The organism is Panacagrimonas sp., assembly GCF_965216805.1.
GTDB lineage: Bacteria > Pseudomonadota > Gammaproteobacteria > Nevskiales > Nevskiaceae > Panacagrimonas.
This window is the reverse complement of record NZ_CBDCGN010000003.1, coordinates 2045269-2064895: the sequence shown is the minus strand read 5'-3', so window position 1 is coordinate 2064895 and position 19627 is coordinate 2045269. Positions and strand designations below refer to the sequence as shown.

The window sequence follows — 19627 nt, the reverse complement described above, 5'->3', positions numbered from 1 at the left end:
GAGAGAATGGAGCCATGACCAGAGCATCGAAGTATTCCCCGGAAGTGCAGGAGCGCGCGGTCCGGATGGTGGCGGAGCACGCGGCGCAGCACACCTCGCAGTGGGCGGCGATCGAATCGATTGCCGCCAAGATTGGTTGTACGGCCGAGACGCTGCGGCGCTGGGTGCGCCAGGGCGAGCGTGACGCCGGCGTGCGGCCCGGCCTGACCACGGCCGAGGGCGAGCGCATCAAGGCGCTGGAGCGCGAGAATCGCGAGCTGCGCCAAGCCAACGAAATCCTGCGCAAGGCGTCAGCGTATTTTGCGCAGGCGGAGCTCGACCGCCCGTTCAAACGATGAAGGCGTTCATCGACGAGCATCGCTCGGTCCACGGGGTCGAGCCGATCTGCAAGGTGCTGCCGATTGCCCCGTCGACGTACTACGCCCATGCGGCTCGCGAGGCCGACCCACAGCGCCGTTCTACGAGGGACCAGCGAGATCGAGCGCTGGTGCCGGAGATCGAACGGGTCTGGAACGAAAACTTCCAGGTCTACGGCGTGCGCAAGGTGTGGCGGCAACTGCGGCGCGAAGGCTTTGATCTGGCCCGCTGCACGGTGGCGCGCCTGATGAAGCGCCTGGGCTTGCGTGGCGTCATCCGCGGCAAGTCGGTGCGCACGACGGTGAGCGATGCCAACGCACCTTGCCCGCTGGATCATGTCCGTCGTCACTTCAAGGCGGATCGGCCGAACAAGCTGTGGGTCTCGGACTTCACCTACGTGTCGACCTGGCAGGGCTTCGTCTACGTCGCCTTCGTCATCGACGTCTTCGCCCGGCGCATCGTCGGCTGGCGGGCTTCGTCCTCGGCGCGGACCGACCTGGTGCTCGACGCGCTGGAGCAGGCGCTGCATGAGCGCAAACCGGTCGGCCCGGATCGGCTGGTGCATCACAGCGACAGAGGTGTCCAGTACGTGTCGATCCGCTACACCGAGCGTCTTGCCGACGCGGGTCTCGAACCTTCCGTGGGCAGTGTGGGCGATTCCTACGACAACGCGCTGGCCGAGACCATCAACGGCTTGTACAAGGCCGAGGTGATTCACCGGCGGCCTTCCTGGCAACGCCGCGAAGACGTCGAGTGGGCCACGCTGCAGTGGGTGGACTGGTACAACAATCGCCGACTGATGGAACCGCTTGGCAACATCCCACCCGCCGAAGCAGAAGCTGCCTACTATTCACAAATCCCGAGTCTCGCCCTCGCGGCGTGACTCACAACAACGAGCCTCCGGGAAAACCGGGGCGGTTCACGCCGCCAAAGCAAGGCAGGTGTGGCAATAACAACCATCGCGCACAACCTGAAATCCAAAATAACCAAGACCGATCATCTTGAAAGCGTCTCCGGCAATATCGCGAAAGTCTCCCGCGACGGATTGATGGTGGAACGCGGAGCGATTGTGTTCGTCTGCCCGAGCACGACTCAGGGTGTCGCGATTAATCACCAAGCAGGCAAGTTCAAGCTCCACGCCATCAAGCACCGATGTGCGCGGGAGCTGCATATGGATCATCTCGCGGATCTGATCTCTACCGCCAATTGATCCGTTGCTTATCTCCGCAGCGAGGTGGCCCGGGTGCAACCCGGGTCGCGGTAGACGATCAACCGGGCCAACAGCCCCGGGTTGCACCCGGGCTTGTATGTTGGACGAGTCGGAGCAATCTGACGGCTGAAGGAGACTTTGGCGGGCGGGAGGGCAGGCTGTACCCGGGCTGTGGTCATTGAACCTGTTGCGTAGATCAGCCTCCTTCCGCCTTAAGTTTTTGCGACGAACAGATCGAACGGTATCTGGGGCATTGAAGCCCGCACTCACAAGCTGGATCGCCCGTCGTCTTGCCGAAGCCTCGAAATCTTTGTCTCAAGGAAGCGGTTTGATGCACGTGCTGGGAATTGATGTCGCCAAGGCCAAGTTTGATGTGGCGCTCTGGCGGGAGGGCAAGCTCAAGTTCAAGACCTTCGACAACCAGCCAGCCGGGTTCGAGCAGCTACGGCAGTGGTTGCAGGACTTGGGCGTGGCGCAGGTGCAGGCCTGTCTGGAGGCCACCGGCCCTTATGGCGAGGCGCTGTCGGAATGGCTGTTCGATGCAGGCCATATCGTCAGCGTGCTCAACCCCGCGCAGGTCAAGGACTTTGCCAAGAGCCTGCTGACCCGCAACAAGACCGACACGGTCGATGCAGCGGTGTTGGCGCGGTTTGGCGTGGCGATGAGTCCACCGGCCTGGCGCCCGCCACCCCCGGCGGTGCGTCTGCTGCGTGCCCTGGTGCGGCGCCTTGCCGCACTCCAGCAGACCCGCCAGCAGGAGCACAACCGCCTGATGGTGGCCGATGCGGGCGTACAGGACTCCATCCAGCGTCACTTGGCCTATCTGGATCAGGAAATCGCCGCACTGCGCCAGCGCATCGAGGATCACATCGACCAGGACCCCGACCTACCGCAGAAACAGCAGCTGCTGGAAACCATCCCAGGCATCGGCACGGTGGTCAGCCACACCCTGCTGAGCTTCATCAGCCGTATCGAAACCTTCGACCGTGCTCGCCAGTTGGCCGCCTTCGCCGGACTGACGCCAAAACGCCATGAGTCCGGTAGCTCCGTGCGGAGCAAGACCCGGCTGTCGAAGATCGGCCATGCCGATCTGCGCAAGCTGCTCTACTTCCCCGCCATGAGCGCAATCCGATACAACCCCCTGCTCAAAGCCTTTGCCGAACGCCTACGTCACAGCGGCAAACCACCAAAACTCATCCTCGCCGCCGCAATGCGAAAACTCCTCCACATCGCCTTCGGCGTCCTCAAATCCAATCAACCCTTCAACCCCAATATCCTCGCCAAAACCGCTTGACGGGAAACACGGTATCTACGAGCTAATTTCAATGCCCCGTCACGCCGGGGCAACTCAGCTGAACGCGGCGTCCAGCATCGCGTGGCTGACTACCTGGTTACCTGATCGTGTTCAGGCCTTTGACGGATTCTTGAAACATTGACCGTCCGTTCGTGCGCGGATTGCTGTGAGAAGGCGGAGATGCCCTGACTTGTCAGAAAAATGTCATGCAAGTGATCGATACTCGCAACCTTGTCGCACATGACTTTTGGTCATCACGAGGGTAGCGAGTGAATCTGCCCAGTTATTTCAAGAACGCTGACGATGTGCGGATTTGCGCCTCCGGTGAGGTGGTCTTTGCCACCGGTGATGAAGGCGACCGCATGTATGTGGTTCTTGAGGGCGAAGTGGAGGTCAGTGCAGGCGGGGTGGTCCTCGACACGCTCGGCCCCGGCAGCCTCGTTGGGGAAATGGCCCTGATCGACGCGCAGGTTCGCAGCGCGACCGCCACCGCGAAGAGTGCGTGTCGCCTGGCACCGGTGACCGAAAAGCGCTTTCTGTTCATGGTGCAGCAGACCCCGTTCTTCGCCCTCCAGGTGATGCGCATCCTCGCGGAACGGTTGCGACGTTCCAATCAGCGTCTCTGAATTGCAAAGGAAGCGGGATCTGAGGATCTCAGCAGCCGCAAATCAACCGGATCGGGAGCCAGATGGCCCGGGTGCGACCCGGGTGAGGGTCGACCATCAACTGGCCCCAACGCCGACTAACAACCCCAACAGCCCTGGGTTGCACCCAGGCTACGAGTTCTACGAGTCCGGCTTACGAGCTGAGCGCTCTAATCGCGGAAATTTTCGAACTGCAGCGGGATTTCCAGCTCGCTCTTCTTGAGCAGCGCGATCACGGTTTGAAGATCATCGCGCTTCTTGCCGGTGATGCGCAGCTTGTCGCCGGTGATGGAGGTGTCCACCTTGAGCTTGGCCTCCTTGATCTTGGCGACGATCTTCTTGGCCTGTGCCTGCTCGATACCCTGCTTGACGGTGATCTTCTGCCGTGCGCCGGCCAGGTTGGTATCGACGTCGCCTTCGTCCAGGCTGCGGATATCGATGCCGCGACCGCCCAGCCGCTTGTGCAGGATGTCGGTGAGCTGCTGCAACTGAAACTCGCTGGCGGCGGACTGGGTGATCACTGACTCTTCGAGTTCGAACTTGGCGCCGGTGCCACGCAGATCGAAGCGATGTTCGAGATCGCGTTTGGCCTGGTCCACGGCATTCTGCAGTTCGTGCTTGTCCACTTCGGAGACGACGTCGAACGAAGGCATGGCGGGTAGCGGCTGAAAGTGGACGCGCAGTATCGGCAACTCGACCCTGATCGCCAAGCCGGCTCACCTGCTGACGCGTGCGTGGACGGCCGATCCGCAGCGCAGCCGTAGAATGTGCGGCCCTGCCCTGCACGCTTCACCCCTGTGATGTCTGCGCCTGACGACGTTTGCGATGTGCTGATCCTCGGCGGCGGTGCGGCCGGTCTGTTCTGCGCGTTCACGGCGGCCCGGCGCGGGCTGCGGGTGCGGGTAATCGAACGTGCCAACAAAGTCGGCAAGAAGATCCTCATGTCCGGCGGCGGGCGCTGCAATTTCACCAACACCGGCACCGCGCCGGAACACTTCATTTCGGCCAATCCGCATTTCTGCAAATCGGCACTGGCGCGCTACCGGCCGCAGGATTTCATGGCGCTGGTCGACGCGCACGGCATCGCCTGGCATGAAAAAGAACTGGGACAGTTGTTCTGCGACGACAGCGCCAAGCTGATCGTGCGCATGCTGCTGGCCGAGTGCGACAAGGCCAGCGTGCGTATCGATACCGACTGTGAGGCACAGCAGATCGAGCCCACCGACACCGGCTTCGAACTGATCACTGCGCGCGGCAGGATACGAGCGGCCAAGCTGGTGGTGGCCACCGGCGGACTGTCCATCCCCAGTCTGGGCGGCAGCGGTTACGGATACGAACTGGCCCGCCGCTTCGGCCATACGATCATGCCGTTGCGCGCAGGCCTGGTCCCGCTCACCCTGTCCGGCAAGCCGCTGGAGCAGTGGCAGGATCTGGCGGGGCTCAGCGTGCCCGTGCGCGTCAGCACCCACGATCAGGCGTTCGCACACGCGATGCTGATCACGCATCGCGGGCTGTCCGGCCCCGCCATGCTGCAGGTCTCCAATTACTGGGAGCCCGGAAACAACCTGCGTATCGACCTGCTGCCGCAGGTCCCCGCGCAAGAGGTGCTGACGCAGGCGCATCGCGATCGTCCGGCGGTGGAGCTTCGCACCGTGCTTGCGGAAATGCTGCCCAAGCGCTTTGCGCAGCGCTATTGCGAAGTGCTGACGTCGAGCAAGCCGATGCGCCACTACAAGCTCAATGAACTGCGGGCGCTGGCCGATCAGCTCCACGACTGGCCGGTACGGCCCAACGGCACCGAGGGCTATCGCACGGCCGAAGTGACCCTGGGCGGTGTCGATACGCGCGAGGTGTCGTCCGGCAGTTTTGAATCGCGTTGCAGATCCGGCCTTTATTTCATCGGAGAGGTGCTCGATGTCACCGGCTGGCTGGGCGGCTACAACTTTCAATGGGCCTGGGCATCGGCCCACGCCTGTGGTCAGGCGTTATGAAGCAAACCGTCATCGCGGCCGATGCGCCCTGCCCCTGCGGCATGCCGCAAGCATTGTCTCTGTGCTGCGGCCGCTATCACCGCGGAACTCCGGCGCCGACTGCAGAGGCCCTGATGCGCTCGCGCTACAGCGCATATGTGTGCCGGGACCGCGACTATCTGCTGAACACCTGGCACCCCAGCACCCGTCCGGCAGATTTGAACTTCGAGCCCGGCATCCGCTGGCTCGGCCTGCGCATCGTCGAAAGCCACAACATCGGTTCGACACGCGCCGAGGTGGAGTTCGTCGCGCGCTCGCGTGTGGGAGGTGGGGCCGCCACGCGTATGCGCGAGCGCAGCCATTTTGTTCAGGAACAAGGCCGCTGGTTTTACCTCGACGGCGACATCGCCTGAGCCCTTGTGGCAAGGGCGATTGCGCGAATCCGGTGACACCTCCCCCGGCCGTGCAGGGGTGGCCATGCGTGATCGGGCTGGCTAAGGTGACTGCTTGAGTTTGTGCCGCGAGCCGACTGCAGGCGATCCATTCACGCGATTCGGCGGCGCAACAATCCATTCCGACCTGTCAACGAAACCATGGAATTTCTCGAACAAACCATCGTCCTCGGAAACCCGCTTTCGGCATGGCTGACTGCGCTGGCCATCGCCCTGAGCATCAACGTCGTCGTCGGCGTCATCAAATGGCAGGTTGTTCGCCGCTTCGCGGCTCTGGCAGAAAATTCCGCCACGCCGCTGGACGATGCGATTGTCGCGGTCGCGCAGCGGACCAGGCAGACCCTGATCCTGCTGGTGACCTTGTTCATCGGCAGCCATTACCTGGACATCCCGGCCCGGCTGGAAAACATGTTCATGTACGCGGCCGTGATCTCCGGCTTCGTGCAGCTTGGACTATGGATGGGCGCGGGCCTGGAGTTCTGGCTCGGCCGCTATCGCAAGCGATCCATGGAATCCAACCCCGGCGCGGCAACCGCCGTCGCGGCGATGGGCTTTGTCGGCCGCCTGGTGCTGTGGGCGATCGTCCTGTTGCTGATGCTGGACAACCTGGGCGTCGACGTTACCGCCATGGTCGCCGGCCTCGGCGTTGGCGGCATCGCGGTGGCATTGGCGGTGCAGAATATTCTCGGTGATCTGTTCGCCAGTCTGTCCATCATTGTCGACAAGCCCTTCGTCATCGGTGACTTTGTGGTGGTCGATGATTTCGCCGGCACCATCGAGCACGTCGGCCTCAAGACCACGCGCATTCGCAGCCTCAGCGGCGAACAGCTGGTGTTCTCCAACAGCGATCTGCTCGGCGCCCGCGTGCGCAATTACAAGCGCATGTATGAGCGGCGCATCGTGTTCAAGTTCGGCGTGCTGTACCAGACCACGGCGGACCAGCTCGAACAGATTCCGCACATGGTCAAGCAGATTGTCGACGCACAGGAAAATGCCCGCTTTGACCGCGCTCATTTCTTCGGGTTTGGTGATTCGTCGCTGGACTACGAGGTGGTGTTCTGGATGAAGACGCCCGATTACGGGATTTACATGAATACGCAACAGGCCATCAATCTTGCGCTGGTGCGTCGGTTTGCCCAGGACAAGATCGAGTTCGCGTATCCCACGCGCACGCTGTTCATCGAAGGCGGCATCACACCCCTGAGCGTGAGCGCCACCACCAACGCCGCGCCAGGCAACCCGACAGAAGCGCCGCTCACCGCGCCGCAGCGCACGACCACACCGCCGGTCGCCTGATTGCGGCTGCGGCGGTCGCCGGATCGGTCGTGCCGCCGCTTGTAGCAGCGGGGTCCGCACCCTAGGCTGCGCACGTGTCCGTCCCGTCCCGGGGCGGACCGTCCAGGGAGCCATCCATGATCGTCACCCCGCTATACGCCGGCCTGCTTGCACTGTGGTTCGTCGTGCTGAGCCTGCGCGTGGTCGCACGCCGTCGTGGGCAGTCGATCAACCTCGGAGACGGCGGCGACGCCGAGATGCTGCGCCGCATTCGCGCTCACGGAAACTTCGCCGAATTCGTGCCGCTGGCGTTGCTGCTGATCCTGATTCTGGAAGTGGCTTCCACCGTGCCGCAGTGGGCGCTGCACGCGCTGGGCCTGATGTTGTTGATCGGGCGCCTGCTGCACGGCTACGCCTTCTCCTTCACCCCGCACTTCATGCTCGGTCGCGTGCTGGGCACGCTGCTGACTCTGGCGACACTGGTGATCGCCGGTGGCTTGTGTGCGTGGCGGGGCATCGCGGCGCTGCTGGTGTAAGCGAACCGATGGGTGCCGACGACGTATCCGCGGTGCTGGGCTTTTGGTTTGGCGACGAGCCGGACGACACTCGCATGGCAGCGTCACGCAACGAACTCTGGTGGAGCGGCTCGCCAGCCGTGGACGCCCGGGTTCGGCAATTCGCGCCGTTGCGCGCCGAGGTCATCGCGCAGGCCGATTCGATGCCCGTCGATGCCGCCCCTGCGCAGCTAGTCCGCATCCTGCTGGTGGATCAGTTCTCTCGTAACCTGTTTCGCGGTCAGCCGGCAGCTTTCGAGCACGACGCGATCGCGCGGCGCTGGCTCGCCAAGGGCTGCCGCTCCGGTCTGGATTTGCAGTTGCGCCCGATTCAGCGCGTGTTCTTCTACCTGCCGCTGGAACACTCCGAGGATCTGACCGACCAGGACCGGTGCGTCAGCCTGTTCCAGAACCTGCTCGACGCCGCGCCCGCGCCGCATCGCGACTTGTACGCGGGGTACCTGGACTACGCGGAGGCCCATCGCAAGGTCATTCGTCGCTTTGGCCGATTCCCGCATCGCAACGCGATCCTCGGCCGTCCATCGACGCCGGAGGAAATCGAGTTTCTGCGCCAGCCGGGCTCGTCGTTCTGAGACGCCGCGTTGGCCGCAGCGTGGGCTTTGCGCTCAGGCGTCACGGCGCGGCTTGGGCGCCTTCTTGAAATCCTTCTTGCCGTGCTCGGGCGCGCCCACCCGGCTGATGCGCAACTGCTGACCTGACACCCACACCTTCTGCAGATCGCGAAAGATCTTGCGCGGCATGCCGGCGGGCAGATCGATGAAGCTGTGGTCCTGCTGAATGTCGATGCGACCGATGTACTGACCCTCCAGGCCGGCCTCGTTGGCGATGGCGCCGACCAGATTGGCGGGCTTGACGCCGTGCTTTTCGCCCACCTCGACGCGAAAGGTCTCCATCGCCTCGTCGTCCTTGCGTTTGTCCTCGCGTGAAGGCTTGGTGCGCGGCGCTGCAGCGGACTCGACCGGCCGTGCCGCAGGCGCTGCGGAAGCCGGTCGCGCCGTCGCCGCAATAGCAGCCGGCGGCGGCGACACCAATCGCACACCCGGCGCCGGCGGTACCCGCGGCGGATAGGTGGGATCGTCGTCTCGGCTCAGCACTTCACGGCGCGGTCGCGGTCTGGCCGACGGTGGTCGCTCGCCGGCGTAGGCGGCGCTGGATGGCGTGAATTCCTCGGCCTTGCGGGCACTGGCCGCGGGCGGCACCAGCGCCGGCTTTTCCTTTTGCAGCAGGCGCGCCAGCGCCGCGGCGATGCGCGCGGCCGGCAGTTGCTGGTCGCGCTCGATGCGTTCGATCAGCCCCTGCAGGTGCGTCAGCTCCTGGATCTGGGCGGCGTCGCCGAGCACGTCCAGCAGCGCCTGCTGGAAGCGTTGCAGACGCTTGTCCTGCAGCACCTCGTCGCTGGGCAGGGCCATGGGTTCGATGACCTGGCGGGTGGCGCGCTCGATCGCCTTGAGCAGATGCCGCTCGCGCGGCGACACGAACAGGATCGCCTCGCCGCTGCGCCCCGCACGGCCGGTGCGACCGATGCGGTGCACGTAGGACTCGGTGTCGGTGGGTATGTCGTAGTTCACCACGTGGCTGATGCGCTCCACGTCCAGCCCGCGCGCGGCGACGTCGGTGGCCACCACGATGTCGAGTTGGCCGTCCTTGAGCCTCGCCACCGTGCGTTCGCGCTGCTTCTGGTCCAGATCGCCGTTGAGCGCCGCCGCCGCAAACCCGCGGGCGGCGAGCTTCTCAGCCAGTTCGGCGGTGGCCAGCTTGGTGCGCGCAAAGATCAGCATGCCGTCGAAGGTTTCGGCCTCCAGCACCCGCGTCAGGGCTTCGAGCTTGCTGGCGCCGGCCACCAGCCAGTAGCGCTGGCGGATGTTGGTGGCGGTGGTGGTCTTGCTGCGGATGTGGATCTCAGCCGGATCGCGCAGATGGGTCTGCGCCACCCGGCGGATCACCGACGGCATGGTGGCGGAGAACAGCGCCACCTGGCGCTCCGGCGGCGTCTGGGTGAGCACCCATTCGACGTCCTCGATGAAGCCCATGCGCAGCATCTCGTCGGCCTCGTCCAGCACCAGCATCTTCAGCGCGTCGAGCTTGAGGGTGCCGCGCTTGATGTGGTCCACCACCCGGCCCGGCGTGCCGACCACGGCGTGGACGCCGCGGCGCAGACCCTTCAACTGCGGCTCGTAGCTCTGGCCGCCGTAGATCGGCAGCACGTGAAACCCGGGCAGATGCACCGCATAGCGCTGGAACGCCTCGGCGACCTGGATCGCCAGTTCGCGGGTCGGTGCCAGCACCAGGGTCTGCGGCACCGCGTGGAACAGCTCGGTGCGCGCCAGCGCCGGCAGCGCGAATGCGGCGGTCTTGCCGGTGCCGGTCTGCGCCTGGCCCAGCACATCGCGACCGGCCAGCAGATGCGGAATGGTCTGCGCCTGGATGGGAGACGGCGATTCGTAGCCGACCTCGTCCAGCGCACGCTGCAGGGTTTCGGGTAACGCGAGGTCGCGGAAGCGGATGCCGGATTCGGCGGATTCGGAAGACATGAGGGGTCGCTGCGAGGGGCGTGGAGGCGCCGACGCCGTCATTGTCGCGTGGATCGTGTTTCGGCGCCGCCCGAAACCGAGCACGACGTACACGACCTATGGCGATCACTGAGGGGATCCGCGGCACGCCCTCGCCAATTACGGGAGTAGCCCCCTCTCACTCGATCACAGGAGACGTCGATGCCACACCCTACTCAAGCTGAGGTACTTCAGGCGCTGAACACCGGCGCCGCCATCTTCGGAGAACGCCACAAGGATCCGGCTGCAAGGAACATGGCGGTTGCTTGCATCAACGCCAAAAAGGTTCGCTGGTTACTGGTCGAAGCGCTGGAGGAGGAGACGAACCAGAGAGAAGTTCTCGCAGCCCTTCTCGACGGACACGTGCCGAACGTCGATCAAGGGTGCTGGACCCCGATGACGTTGCAGCCCAGCGGCGACTGGCTTCCTGTGATCAACGCCTGCTATCAGCAACGTACGCCCATCGTCTTCGCAGATTTTTCGCCCACGATCGTTGGCAAAGACAAGACGATCCGACTGAAACCGGAATCGCCTGACGGCATGACCATGCGGAACGAGCACATGGCCGGGAAGGTCAATCTCATCAGTAGCATCCAATTCCCGGGCACCACCCGCGGGCAGGGTGTTCTATTGGTCTGCGGAAACTCTCACGTTGCGGGGGTCATGGCCGGCGTGAAGGACTTTCCCATCGCCGGATTCGATTTCACCTGAGCCTTCAGCCGGTTCGCTCGCGCTGCACCGTCACCCAGCAGCCCAGTGGCCCGGGGTGCAACCCGGGGTTCCACGTGCCGGCGCAGGCAAACCCCGGGTTGCACCCGGGCATACGCTCGGAATGACAGAAAGGAATATCCGTACTTGAGTCGCAAAATGCTCTAGCCCGCATTTCTCACAGGGGGATCGAGCGATGGCCGTATGTCGAGGACGTGCAGTGCGCTGGGACGGAGCGAACCCCATAGTGGTTCTATGGGGTGAGTGAGTCCCAAGCGATGCGCGCCGCAGACAGGCCAGCGCCGATCCAGACGGAGAATCTCGCTACAGTCTGTTTCGGAACCGAAGTCGAAGAACGTTGTGCGGATTGGCGATGGCAAGGGATTCTCCGGCGACCTGTGAGAAATGCGGGCTAGCGCGTGACCAGGCCCTGCTCCCGCACCGCGCGCAGCAAGGCGGTGCGATTGCCGACTCCGAGCTTTTCGTAAAGATTGTGCAGGTACCACTTCACCGTGCCTTCGGAGATGAAGCAGCGCTTGGCGAGCTGGGCATTGCTCAAGCCTTCGTCGAGCAGTCCCAGGATCTGGCGCTCACGCTTGTTGAGCGTGGGTGCGGAGCCCGGGCGGGCGCCCGGCGCAGCGCGGTCCGCGCCCAATTCCAGCAGCCGGTCGGCCAGGGCGAGGGTCGGCCGGCTGGCATGAGTCCGGTGCCTGAGCCAGCGCGAGATCAACTCGCACAGCGCGGGACCCTCGTCGACGAACGAGCGCACGTAGCCTTCCGCACTGCCGATGTCCAGCGCCTCGACCAGCGCCGCGAATGCCGCCGTGTCGTTGCCGCAACAGGCCTCGGTGAGCGCCTCCTGCAACAGGATCTCGCACAGCCGATTCTGCCGGCCGAACTTGCGCGCCTTCTCCAGGACCGGCTGCAACAGCCGCCGGGCGGCAAGTCCGTCGCCATCGGCCAGGGCCAGCCTGGCCCGCAGCAGATTGACGGTGGTCTTGGCGCAATCCGGATCGGTCAGCGCATCGATGAGCTTGCGCGCCTGGCCCGGCGCTCCGCTGCGCAGCAGCAGCAGTGCGCGTTCGGCACGCAGGATGAATGTCAGACGCGGAAAGTCGCGCTGCAGGCCGATCAGTTCGCCTTCGGCGAGCAGGTCCAGTGCAGTGTCGAAGTCGCCGGCAGCGGCGCGCGCACGCGCTGCGGCAATGTAGCCCAGACCCACCGGGTCGACGGTGCCCTGGTCCGACAGCAGCGGCAAGGATTCGTCGAGCACTTCGCGCACGCGGTCGAGTTCGTTGCGCTCGTAGATCAGGAACGCTTCCAGCGCCCGCAGCAGGACGCGCAGGCCGCCGAAACCCTGCGATCCGGGACAGCGCACCAGGCCGCTCTCGGCCTGCGCCAGCGCGGCACGATAGTCGCCGGCCTGGATCAGCATGATCGCGCCGACCACGTGCGCCCAGCCGATACCGTAGGCTGACTGCGCGAGGTTGAAGCCGTACATCGCTTCGCGCAGCGCCACATGCGCCTCGTCGAAGCGACCGACGCACTTCAGGCTGAACGCAAACACGGTGGAGGCCACCCCCATCATGAAACTGTGATCGCCCTGGTGATGCCGGATCCAGCGCGCGGCCAGCTCGCCGCCCTGCACGTGATCGTCCTGCAGCGACAGCAATACTGCCCGCTGCAGCACCGTGGTCGCCTGCGGCTGCGCCGGCGCGGCCTGCTCGAACCGGGCGATCCGCGCCTCGGCTGCCACGAACTGACGCTGAAAGATCAGCGCCCAGGCAGCGGTTTCGTCGATCAGTGGGTCGGTTCGCCCCGACACCTGCTCCCACTGCGCCACCAGGTCCAGCAGGGTCTGATGCTGGCCGCTGCGAAAGACGAAGCCATGCCCGAGTTGCACCAGCCACTGGCAGGCGAAATCCAGCAGTTCGCGCCCGCCCTCCAGCGCGAGCCGCACCGCCGCGGCGCCGTGACCGCTGCGCCAGAACCAGTGGGCCGCCTCGCGGATCAGTTCGCGGCGACTGGGCGTGCGTTCGTTGTTGAGCAGTCGCAAGGCGCCGTCGCGAACCAGTGCATGCAGGCCGACGATCGCGCCCTCGTCGGCGTCGCGGTGATGCACGATGCCCAGCGCGCGAAAATGCAGCAGCGCCAGTTCCACCTTGGCCGGTGCCGGATCGAGTTCGGTCAGCAGCGCCACCGGCACGTTGCCCAGGCAGGACAGCATCCACATCACGTCCTGTTCGTCGGCCGACAGTCCGTGCAGGAAGCGTTCGTAGATGAACTCCCGCAGCGGGCCGCTCTCGCCGATGCTCGCGTCAGGCGCAGCATCCATAGGCGTGGCCAGTGCCAATTGCGTGAGCGCTGGCCAGCCCTCGGTGGCGCGATACAGCCAATCGAGCTGCGCCTTTTCAAGCCGCTGTCCGCGCAAGCCGGCGAAGGTGGCGACTTCCTGGCGCGTCCATGCCAGGTTCTTGCCGGGAATCCACGAGGCTTTGCCCTGTTGGGTGAGCCGCCCCAGTCCAACATCCAGCGGGATCGGATGCATGGTCAGACACAGTCGTACGCGACTGCAGGCGAGTTCCAGCAGCTTCTCCAGATACACGCGACTGGCGCTGCTGGCGATCACGTGGGCGTCGTCGTCGACGATGCGAAACCCCGCCGCTTCCTCGGTCAGTCGCACGCACAGGCGCGCGAAGCGTTGCGCGCGCCATGACTCGTCGTCGATACCCGCCTCCTGCCGGCAGGGTTCGTCGGCACCCGCCGCGCGCAGCACCTGCTCGATGAAACGCACCGGGTCGCAGGAGGCGGCGTCGAGCGACACCCAGCAGCGCCGCGCCGCACAGTCCTGGCGCGCCAGCCACATCTCCGCGAGCGAGCTCTTGCCGTAACCCGAGGGGCCTTCGATGACCAGGACCGGCAGACCCTTGTCCAGCGCCAGAACGCGATCGCGCTCGAGCAGCACGCGAGGGGCATCGGTCAGGGTTCCATCGAGCGCCTTGTGCAGGTACTGGCCGGTACTCATCCCAGATTCTCTCCTGCGCGCGGACTCACATTCTGCTCGCATCGGGGGTGTCGTGGCCGCCCGAACATCGGCAGCCGTCGCACGCGCCAGGACCGCGGCCATCCACCCGGCTGGGTGGATGACCGCATCGATTTCATGGCGAAGGACCCAGCGCTGCGTGTCGGCTGCGAGTTTCGGTGCGCCGATCAGTTATTCAGGGCGATGAAGTCGGGCTTCTCGCGCACGGCGCAATCGGGACAGGGCCAATCCTCGGGCAGGTCGGACCAGCGGGTGCCGGCGGGATAGCCCTCGTGCGGAACGCCCCGCGCCTCGTCGTAGATGTAGGCGCAGTTGGGGCAGCGGTGCTGCGCCGGCGTCAGTTCAAGCTGCGGCTGCGCGGTGTTGTCGGCATCGGCGCTATGCACCACCAACTCCTGCCGCGCCTGCGGCGCGTACTTGGCCAGCAGTCGCTCGCGCGCCGCCGGGTGCAGGTTGGCCTTGGTCAGGTCGCCGCCGTGATGCGCCACCACCAGCGGGTCCATCTGGCGGAACCAAAGGAACGGAAAGTAGGCGATGAGAATCATGCCGGCGTACCCGGAAGGCAGCTGCGGGCTGTCGTCAAAGTGACGCAGGGCCTGGTAGCGGCGCGTCGGGTTGGCGTGGTGATCCGAATGGCGCTGCAACTGGTACAGCAGCAGGTTGGTGACGACATGGTTGGAGTTCCAGGAATGGCGCGGTTGGCAGCGCTCGTAACGGCCGTCGGCCAGCTTCTGGCGCACCAGTCCGTAGTGCTCGAGGTAGTTCACCACTTCCAGCAGGCAGAAACCGTAGATCGCCTGCGCCACCAGGAACACCAGCGCCCAGGGGCCGAGCCAGACGGTCAGCGCGCCGAACATCACCACGGTCATCGCCCAGGCCTGCAGGTCTTCGTTCTCCACCGACCAGGCCGACTTGCCCAGGCGCTTCAGACGATCCGCCTCGATGTGCCAGGCCGACTTGAGGCTGCCGACCACGGTGCGCGGCAGAAAGGCCCAGAAAGATTCGCCCATCTTCGAGCTGGCCGGGTCCTCCGGGGTGGCCACGTTCTTGTGGTGACCCTTGTTGTGCTCTATGAAGAAGTGTCCGTAAGCCACTGGCGCCAGAGTTATTTTGGCCAGCCAGCGCTCCAGCGAGTTGGTCTTGTGACCGAGCTCGTGGGCGGTATTGATGCCGACGCCGTTGATCATGCCCACGGTCAGCGCCAGGCCGATCAGCTCCCACCACGCCAGATCGCCGGTCACTGCAAACCAGGCCCCGACGATGGTCAGGATGTACTGGCTGGGAATGTAGAGACCGACGATGACGCTGTACCAGCGGTCGCGATCCAGTTCGGCGACCGCCGACTCGGGTGCGTTGACGCGATCCTCGCCGATGAACCAGTCCAGAAACGGCACGATGCCGTAGAACACCAGCGGCAGCAGCCACAGCAGCAAGGCAGGGCCGCCGGCGACGGTGCCGAGCACGGACAGCAGGCCGATCAGCGGCAGCGCCGGACTGAGCAGCCACCAGTAACGCTTGCCGTCGGTCCAGCGTGCGGCAGCCGCGTCAACTTGCATGTTTACGGTTGAGTTCATGAGCTTTCCTCCTCTAATCGAGAGTTGCATCCTGCTCCCGGCTAGCACCGGGAACTTGTGATTTCGCGACACCCTCTTGTGAAAATGCGCCACCCTGGGAGCCTGGCCGCCACCAGCCGACCCCACCCGATGGTGTCCGGCCTCAGAACCCGCGCTTGGCGATCTGCAGGCTCAACCAGCGACGCAGCGGACGCGGCTGCAGACGGCCGAGCTCCACCGCAGCCAGATTGCCGACGCCGTTGACGTACAGCGGCTTGCCGGCCATGCAGGCCTCGAAGCCCTGTCGAGCGACCTCGCCGGGTTCCAGATTGCGGATCAGCGGCACGCTCATGGACTTCCTGCCGCCCTCCTTGGCGATCATGTCGGTGTTGACGAAGCCGGGGCACAGCGCGGTCACGGTCACGCCGCGGTCGCGAGCTTCGATCCACAGCGCTTCGGACAGCGACAAGAGGTAGGCCTTGCTTGCGGCGTATACCGCCAGATTCGGCAGCGGCTGGAACGCGGACGTCGACGCGACGTTGAGAATGCGGCCCGATTTGCGCTTGAGCATCGGCGCCAGAAACAGGTGGGCCAGCGCCGTGCAGGCCACCACGTTGACCTGCAGCAGTTGCAAGTGATCGGCCAGCGCAATGTCCGCGAATGCGGCGCTGTGCAGCAGGCCGGCGTTGTTGACCAGCACGTCCACGCGCAGCCTGCGTCGCTTCACCTCGTCGTAGAGCACCTGCGGCGCCTTCGGGTCGCCGAGGTCGCTGCCGATGACGACGCACTTCGTCCCATGCTGCGCTGCAAGTTCGAGCGCAAGCGCTTCGAGCTTGGCCTGCGAGCGCGCAACGAGAATCAGGTCATGGCCCTCGGCGGCGAACACGCGGGCGAACTCGGCGCCGATACCGGCAGAGGCGCCGGTGATCAATGCAGTGGGCTTGGTCCTGGCCATGTCGGAGCGCTCCTCAATCGGCTTCGAGTTCGTCCAGCGCCTCGCCGAGGTAGACCGCGATGCGCTGCAGGTGCGGCAAGGTGTCGCGGCTGCCGGTGATGCCCACCGCGAACTGTCCTGCGTAGCTGACGCAAGTGATGTTCAGCCCCAAACCCTGAAACGGGATCGAAACCGGGTACATGCCCTCCAGCCGCGCGCCGCCCAGGTACAGCGGCTCGCCGGGGCCGGGCACGTTGGAAATGACCACGTTCATCGGCGGGCGCAGGCGCGGCCCCAGCCCGCTCGCCAGCACCGCGATCGCCGGGCTCATGGCCAGGGTGGTGAAGGCCATGCGCGCCTGCGCCGGCAGGCTTTGCAGATGCTGCTTGCTGGCCTGCATCGACGCCTGGATCGCCCGCAGGCGCGCCCGCGGCTCATCGAGGTCGGTGCCGAGCCGGGCCCACAGGAACCCGACCGCGTTGCCGGCATCGGCCGGGCTATGCTCGTCGCGCAGGCTGACCGGCACGCCCGCAATCAGTGAGTCGCTCGGCAGCGCACCGCTCTCCTGCAGATGGCGCCGCAGCGCGGTGCTGCAGAGCGCAAGGAACACGTCGTTGACCGAAGCGCGGTGCTTCTTGCCCACCGCCTTGATGCGCGCCAGCTCCAGGCGCTGAGTGGCCACTCTGCGCGCCGCGGTGACCCGGCCGTTGAGCACGCTGCGCGGCGCCTCGAACGGCCGGCGGACCGGCTCGCTGCCGGCCTCGCGACGCAGCAGCGGCTTGAGCGCGCGCGCCATCAGGCGCGGCCATTCCAGGGTGGGGATCGCGTGCGGGCGCGCGGCCGCGGGTCGCGCGGTGCGTTCGCGTCCGGCGTCCTCGCGCTCGGCCCAGAACGCCTGCCAGTTGCCCTCGCCAGGCGCGCTGCCCAGGCAGCGCGTGAACAGTTTCATCGCACGCTGGCCGTCGACCAGCGCGTGGTGGATCTTCACGTACAGCGCGAAACGCCGGCCCTGCAGACCCTCGATGACATGGCAGGTCCACAGCGGCCGCGAGCGATCCAGAATCTGCCCGTGCAGGTGCGACACCAGCTCGCCGAGTTCGCGCTCGCCGCCCGGGTCCGGCAGCGCCGAGTGGCGCACGTGGTAGTCCAGATCGATGTTGCGGTCTTCTATCATCGCGGGCGCCACCCGACCGAGCGGCACGTCGGCGAGCTTGAGATTGAACGGCCTGGCCAGCGGCCCCGCGGCGCGCAGGGTGTGCACCACGCGCTTGATGAAATCCCGCGGCACTTTCGGCGGCAACTGGAACACCTGCAGGCCGGCGACGTGCATCGGCGCATCGCGCGTCTCGATGTTGAGAAACGTGCCATCGAGCATGGACAGTCGACGAGCCATCACGCGGTCTCCTTGTTCGGCGTCGCCGCCTTGGCCGGAATGAAGGACATCGCGCGCTCGGCCAGCGCGGTGATGGTCAGGCTGGGATTCACGCCCAGATTCGCACCGAGCATGGAGCCGTCCACCACATAGAGATTCTTGTAGTTGAACACCCGGTTCCGCGCGTCGATCACGCCGTGCTGCGGCGTCTTCGCGATGGCACAGCCTCCCATGCAATGCGCGGTGAACGGGATGTTGAAAAGGATCTCGGTGATGGTCGTCATCGGCGATCCACCAAACATCTTCGCGACCTTTTCGGTGAAGGCATTGGCCTGCGGGATGTAGGTGGGAATCGGACCGCCTTCGCTCGACAGCAGCTTGGCGAAGGGCCACCACCAGTTGCGTTTCAGGCGCATGCGCAGCGAGGCGTCCACGGTCTGCATCACCAGGAACACCAGGGTCTGGCGCGCGAAGCCCACCGGGTTGCTCATGCGCAGAAACACGAGCGGATGGCGGATCGCCGCGCCCAGCCAGGTGAAGATGCGCGTCCAGCCAGCGCGGCCGCCAACCATCATCGTGGTCATCAGGCCCATCGCGTCGGAACCGCACGGATAGCGCGTCGCCTCGATGTGGGTGTGCTCGTCGATGTAGATGGACGAGCCGATGCTGACGCCGGTGCTCATGTCCACGTCCTTGCCGGGAAAGCGCACGCCGAGGATGGATTCGGCGTTGGTGCGCACTCTGTTGCCGAGGTCGTCGGACACGTTCGGCAGCGAGCCGCCCTGCTTGAGGCGGAACAGCAGTTCCTGCGTACCGAGCGAGGAGCCGGCGAAGATCACGTTGCGCACCCTGTAGCGACGCGTCTGCTTGCGCAACCAGGCAGTCGAGCGCTGTGTGGTCACCTCGTAGCCGGCGCGGCCGTCGTCCCAGCCGTTGAGCGGACGCACGTCGACAACCTCAGTCTCCGCGAAAATCTTCGCGCCGCGCTTCTCGGCGAAGTACAGATAGTTCTTGTCGAGCGTGTTCTTCGCGTTGTGCTTGCAGCCCATCATGCAGCCGCCGCAGGCCGTGCAGGTGCCGCGCGCCGGGCCTTCGCCGCCGAAGTAGGGATCGGGATAGGTCTTGCCGCCGGCCTCGCCCTCGGGCGGAAAGAACGTGGCGACCTGGGTCGGCTTGAAGGTATGGCCGACGCCCGCCGCCTCGCCCATCTTCTTGAGCATGTGATCGGCAAGGCCGAGCAGCTTGTTCTCGGTCACGCCCAGCATGCGCTTGGCGCTCGCGTAGTGCTGCGGCATCTCGTGCTTCCAGTCGGCGGCGCCCGCCCACGATCCTTCGTCCCAGATGTGATCGGGCGGCACCAGCAAGGTGTTCGCATAGGTGATCGAGCCGCCGCCGACCGCGTTGCCGCAGATGATCATCACGTGGCGGAACGGTCGCATGTTGAAGAAGCCGAACAGCTTCAGCCCGGGCCGCCATACCCAGCGCCGCGTATTCCAGCTCGTCTTCGGAAAGTCCTCGGCCTTCCAGCGCCGACCCATCTCCATCACCGCGACCGAGTAGCCCTTCTCGGCCAGCCGGCAGGCCGAGACGCTGCCACCGAAGCCGGAACCGACGACCAGATAGTCGAAGTCGTAGACGCCGTTGCGCGGCGAGCCCGATGCGTCCGCGGGTGATGGCGTCATGGATTCATC

At 65.3% G+C, this 19627-nt stretch carries 17 protein-coding genes and 1 other annotated feature; of the genes, 10 read left to right on the top strand and 7 right to left on the bottom strand.

Translation table 11 applies throughout. The features are described 5' to 3' along the window. Positions 1-14: 14 nt before the first annotated feature. From ACOOHP_RS22460 to ACOOHP_RS22445, 4 genes are all read left to right on the top strand, one after another. A protein-coding gene (locus ACOOHP_RS22460; RefSeq protein ID WP_420468422.1) for an IS3 family transposase occupies positions 15-1240 on the top strand; the annotation gives its coding sequence in 2 pieces (ribosomal slippage) (positions 15-300 and positions 300-1240; 1227 coding nt in all). Further along, positions 293-409, top strand: a sequence feature (AL1L pseudoknot). Its footprint overlaps the gene before it by 117 nt. A gap of 60 nt (positions 1241-1300) precedes the next feature. After that, positions 1301-1567 (top strand): hypothetical protein, encoded by a 267-nt coding sequence (locus ACOOHP_RS22455; RefSeq protein WP_420468678.1) that lies wholly within the window; start codon positions 1301-1303, stop codon positions 1565-1567. 178 nt (positions 1568-1745) lie between these two features. Continuing rightward, on the top strand, positions 1746-2861 hold the full coding sequence (locus ACOOHP_RS22450; protein WP_420464935.1) for an IS110 family transposase: 1116 nt from the start codon (positions 1746-1748) through the stop codon (positions 2859-2861). A gap of 269 nt (positions 2862-3130) precedes the next feature. Then, complete coding sequence (locus ACOOHP_RS22445; protein WP_420468677.1) at positions 3131-3487, top strand: Crp/Fnr family transcriptional regulator; 357 nt, start codon at positions 3131-3133, stop codon at positions 3485-3487. Between the two features lie 188 nt (positions 3488-3675). Here ACOOHP_RS22445 and ACOOHP_RS22440 read toward each other — a convergent pair whose 3' ends face one another. Then, complete coding sequence (locus tag ACOOHP_RS22440) at positions 3676-4158, bottom strand: YajQ family cyclic di-GMP-binding protein (protein ID WP_420468777.1); 483 nt, start codon at positions 4156-4158, stop codon at positions 3676-3678. A gap of 147 nt (positions 4159-4305) precedes the next feature. Between ACOOHP_RS22440 and ACOOHP_RS22435 the strand changes: the two genes are divergently transcribed. From ACOOHP_RS22435 to ACOOHP_RS22415, 5 genes are all read left to right on the top strand, one after another. Next, positions 4306-5496 (top strand): NAD(P)/FAD-dependent oxidoreductase, encoded by a 1191-nt coding sequence (locus tag ACOOHP_RS22435; RefSeq protein ID WP_420468676.1) that lies wholly within the window; start codon positions 4306-4308, stop codon positions 5494-5496. Then, on the top strand, positions 5493-5888 hold the full coding sequence (locus ACOOHP_RS22430; protein WP_420468776.1) for a YchJ family protein: 396 nt from the start codon (positions 5493-5495) through the stop codon (positions 5886-5888). Before ACOOHP_RS22435 ends, ACOOHP_RS22430 begins: the two co-directional genes overlap by 4 nt. A 180-nt stretch (positions 5889-6068) precedes the next feature. Next, positions 6069-7223 carry a mechanosensitive ion channel family protein gene (locus tag ACOOHP_RS22425; RefSeq protein WP_420468675.1) on the top strand — a complete coding sequence of 385 codons (1155 nt, stop codon included), beginning with the start codon at positions 6069-6071 and terminating at the stop codon, positions 7221-7223. A gap of 116 nt (positions 7224-7339) precedes the next feature. Next, positions 7340-7738 carry an MAPEG family protein gene (locus ACOOHP_RS22420; RefSeq protein ID WP_420468674.1) on the top strand — a complete coding sequence of 133 codons (399 nt, stop codon included), beginning with the start codon at positions 7340-7342 and terminating at the stop codon, positions 7736-7738. Between the two features lie 8 nt (positions 7739-7746). Beyond that, positions 7747-8349 (top strand): DUF924 family protein, encoded by a 603-nt coding sequence (locus ACOOHP_RS22415; protein WP_420468673.1) that lies wholly within the window; start codon positions 7747-7749, stop codon positions 8347-8349. Between the two features lie 33 nt (positions 8350-8382). Here the strand turns inward: ACOOHP_RS22415 and ACOOHP_RS22410 are convergent, their stop codons facing one another. Continuing rightward, complete coding sequence (locus ACOOHP_RS22410; RefSeq protein WP_420468672.1) at positions 8383-10308, bottom strand: DEAD/DEAH box helicase; 1926 nt, start codon at positions 10306-10308, stop codon at positions 8383-8385. A gap of 180 nt (positions 10309-10488) precedes the next feature. Here ACOOHP_RS22410 and ACOOHP_RS22405 point away from each other — a divergent pair, with 180 nt between their 5' ends. After that, complete coding sequence (locus ACOOHP_RS22405; protein WP_420468671.1) at positions 10489-11037, top strand: hypothetical protein; 549 nt, start codon at positions 10489-10491, stop codon at positions 11035-11037. A 409-nt stretch (positions 11038-11446) separates the two neighbouring features. On the opposite strand, the gene ACOOHP_RS22400 is transcribed toward ACOOHP_RS22405, so the two are convergent. The 5 genes from ACOOHP_RS22400 to ACOOHP_RS22380 form a co-directional block, all read right to left on the bottom strand. Then, a complete protein-coding gene (locus ACOOHP_RS22400) occupies positions 11447-14059 on the bottom strand; it encodes a LuxR C-terminal-related transcriptional regulator (protein WP_420468670.1) in 2613 nt (870 codons plus the stop codon). Between the two features lie 185 nt (positions 14060-14244). After that, positions 14245-15651, bottom strand: coding sequence for a fatty acid desaturase (locus tag ACOOHP_RS22395; protein WP_420468669.1), 1407 nt, complete (start codon positions 15649-15651; stop codon positions 14245-14247). Positions 15652-15793: 142 nt separating this feature from the next. Beyond that, positions 15794-16585, bottom strand: a complete 792-nt coding sequence (locus tag ACOOHP_RS22390) for an SDR family NAD(P)-dependent oxidoreductase (RefSeq protein ID WP_420468668.1) — start codon at positions 16583-16585, stop codon at positions 15794-15796. 13 nt (positions 16586-16598) lie between these two features. After that, positions 16599-17957: a WS/DGAT/MGAT family O-acyltransferase gene (locus tag ACOOHP_RS22385; RefSeq protein ID WP_420468667.1), complete on the bottom strand. Its 1359-nt coding sequence runs from the start codon at positions 17955-17957 to the stop codon at positions 16599-16601. After that, a complete protein-coding gene (locus ACOOHP_RS22380) occupies positions 17957-19618 on the bottom strand; it encodes a GMC oxidoreductase (protein WP_420468666.1) in 1662 nt (553 codons plus the stop codon). Before ACOOHP_RS22380 ends, ACOOHP_RS22385 begins: the two co-directional genes overlap by 1 nt. Positions 19619-19627: the final 9 nt, after the last annotated feature.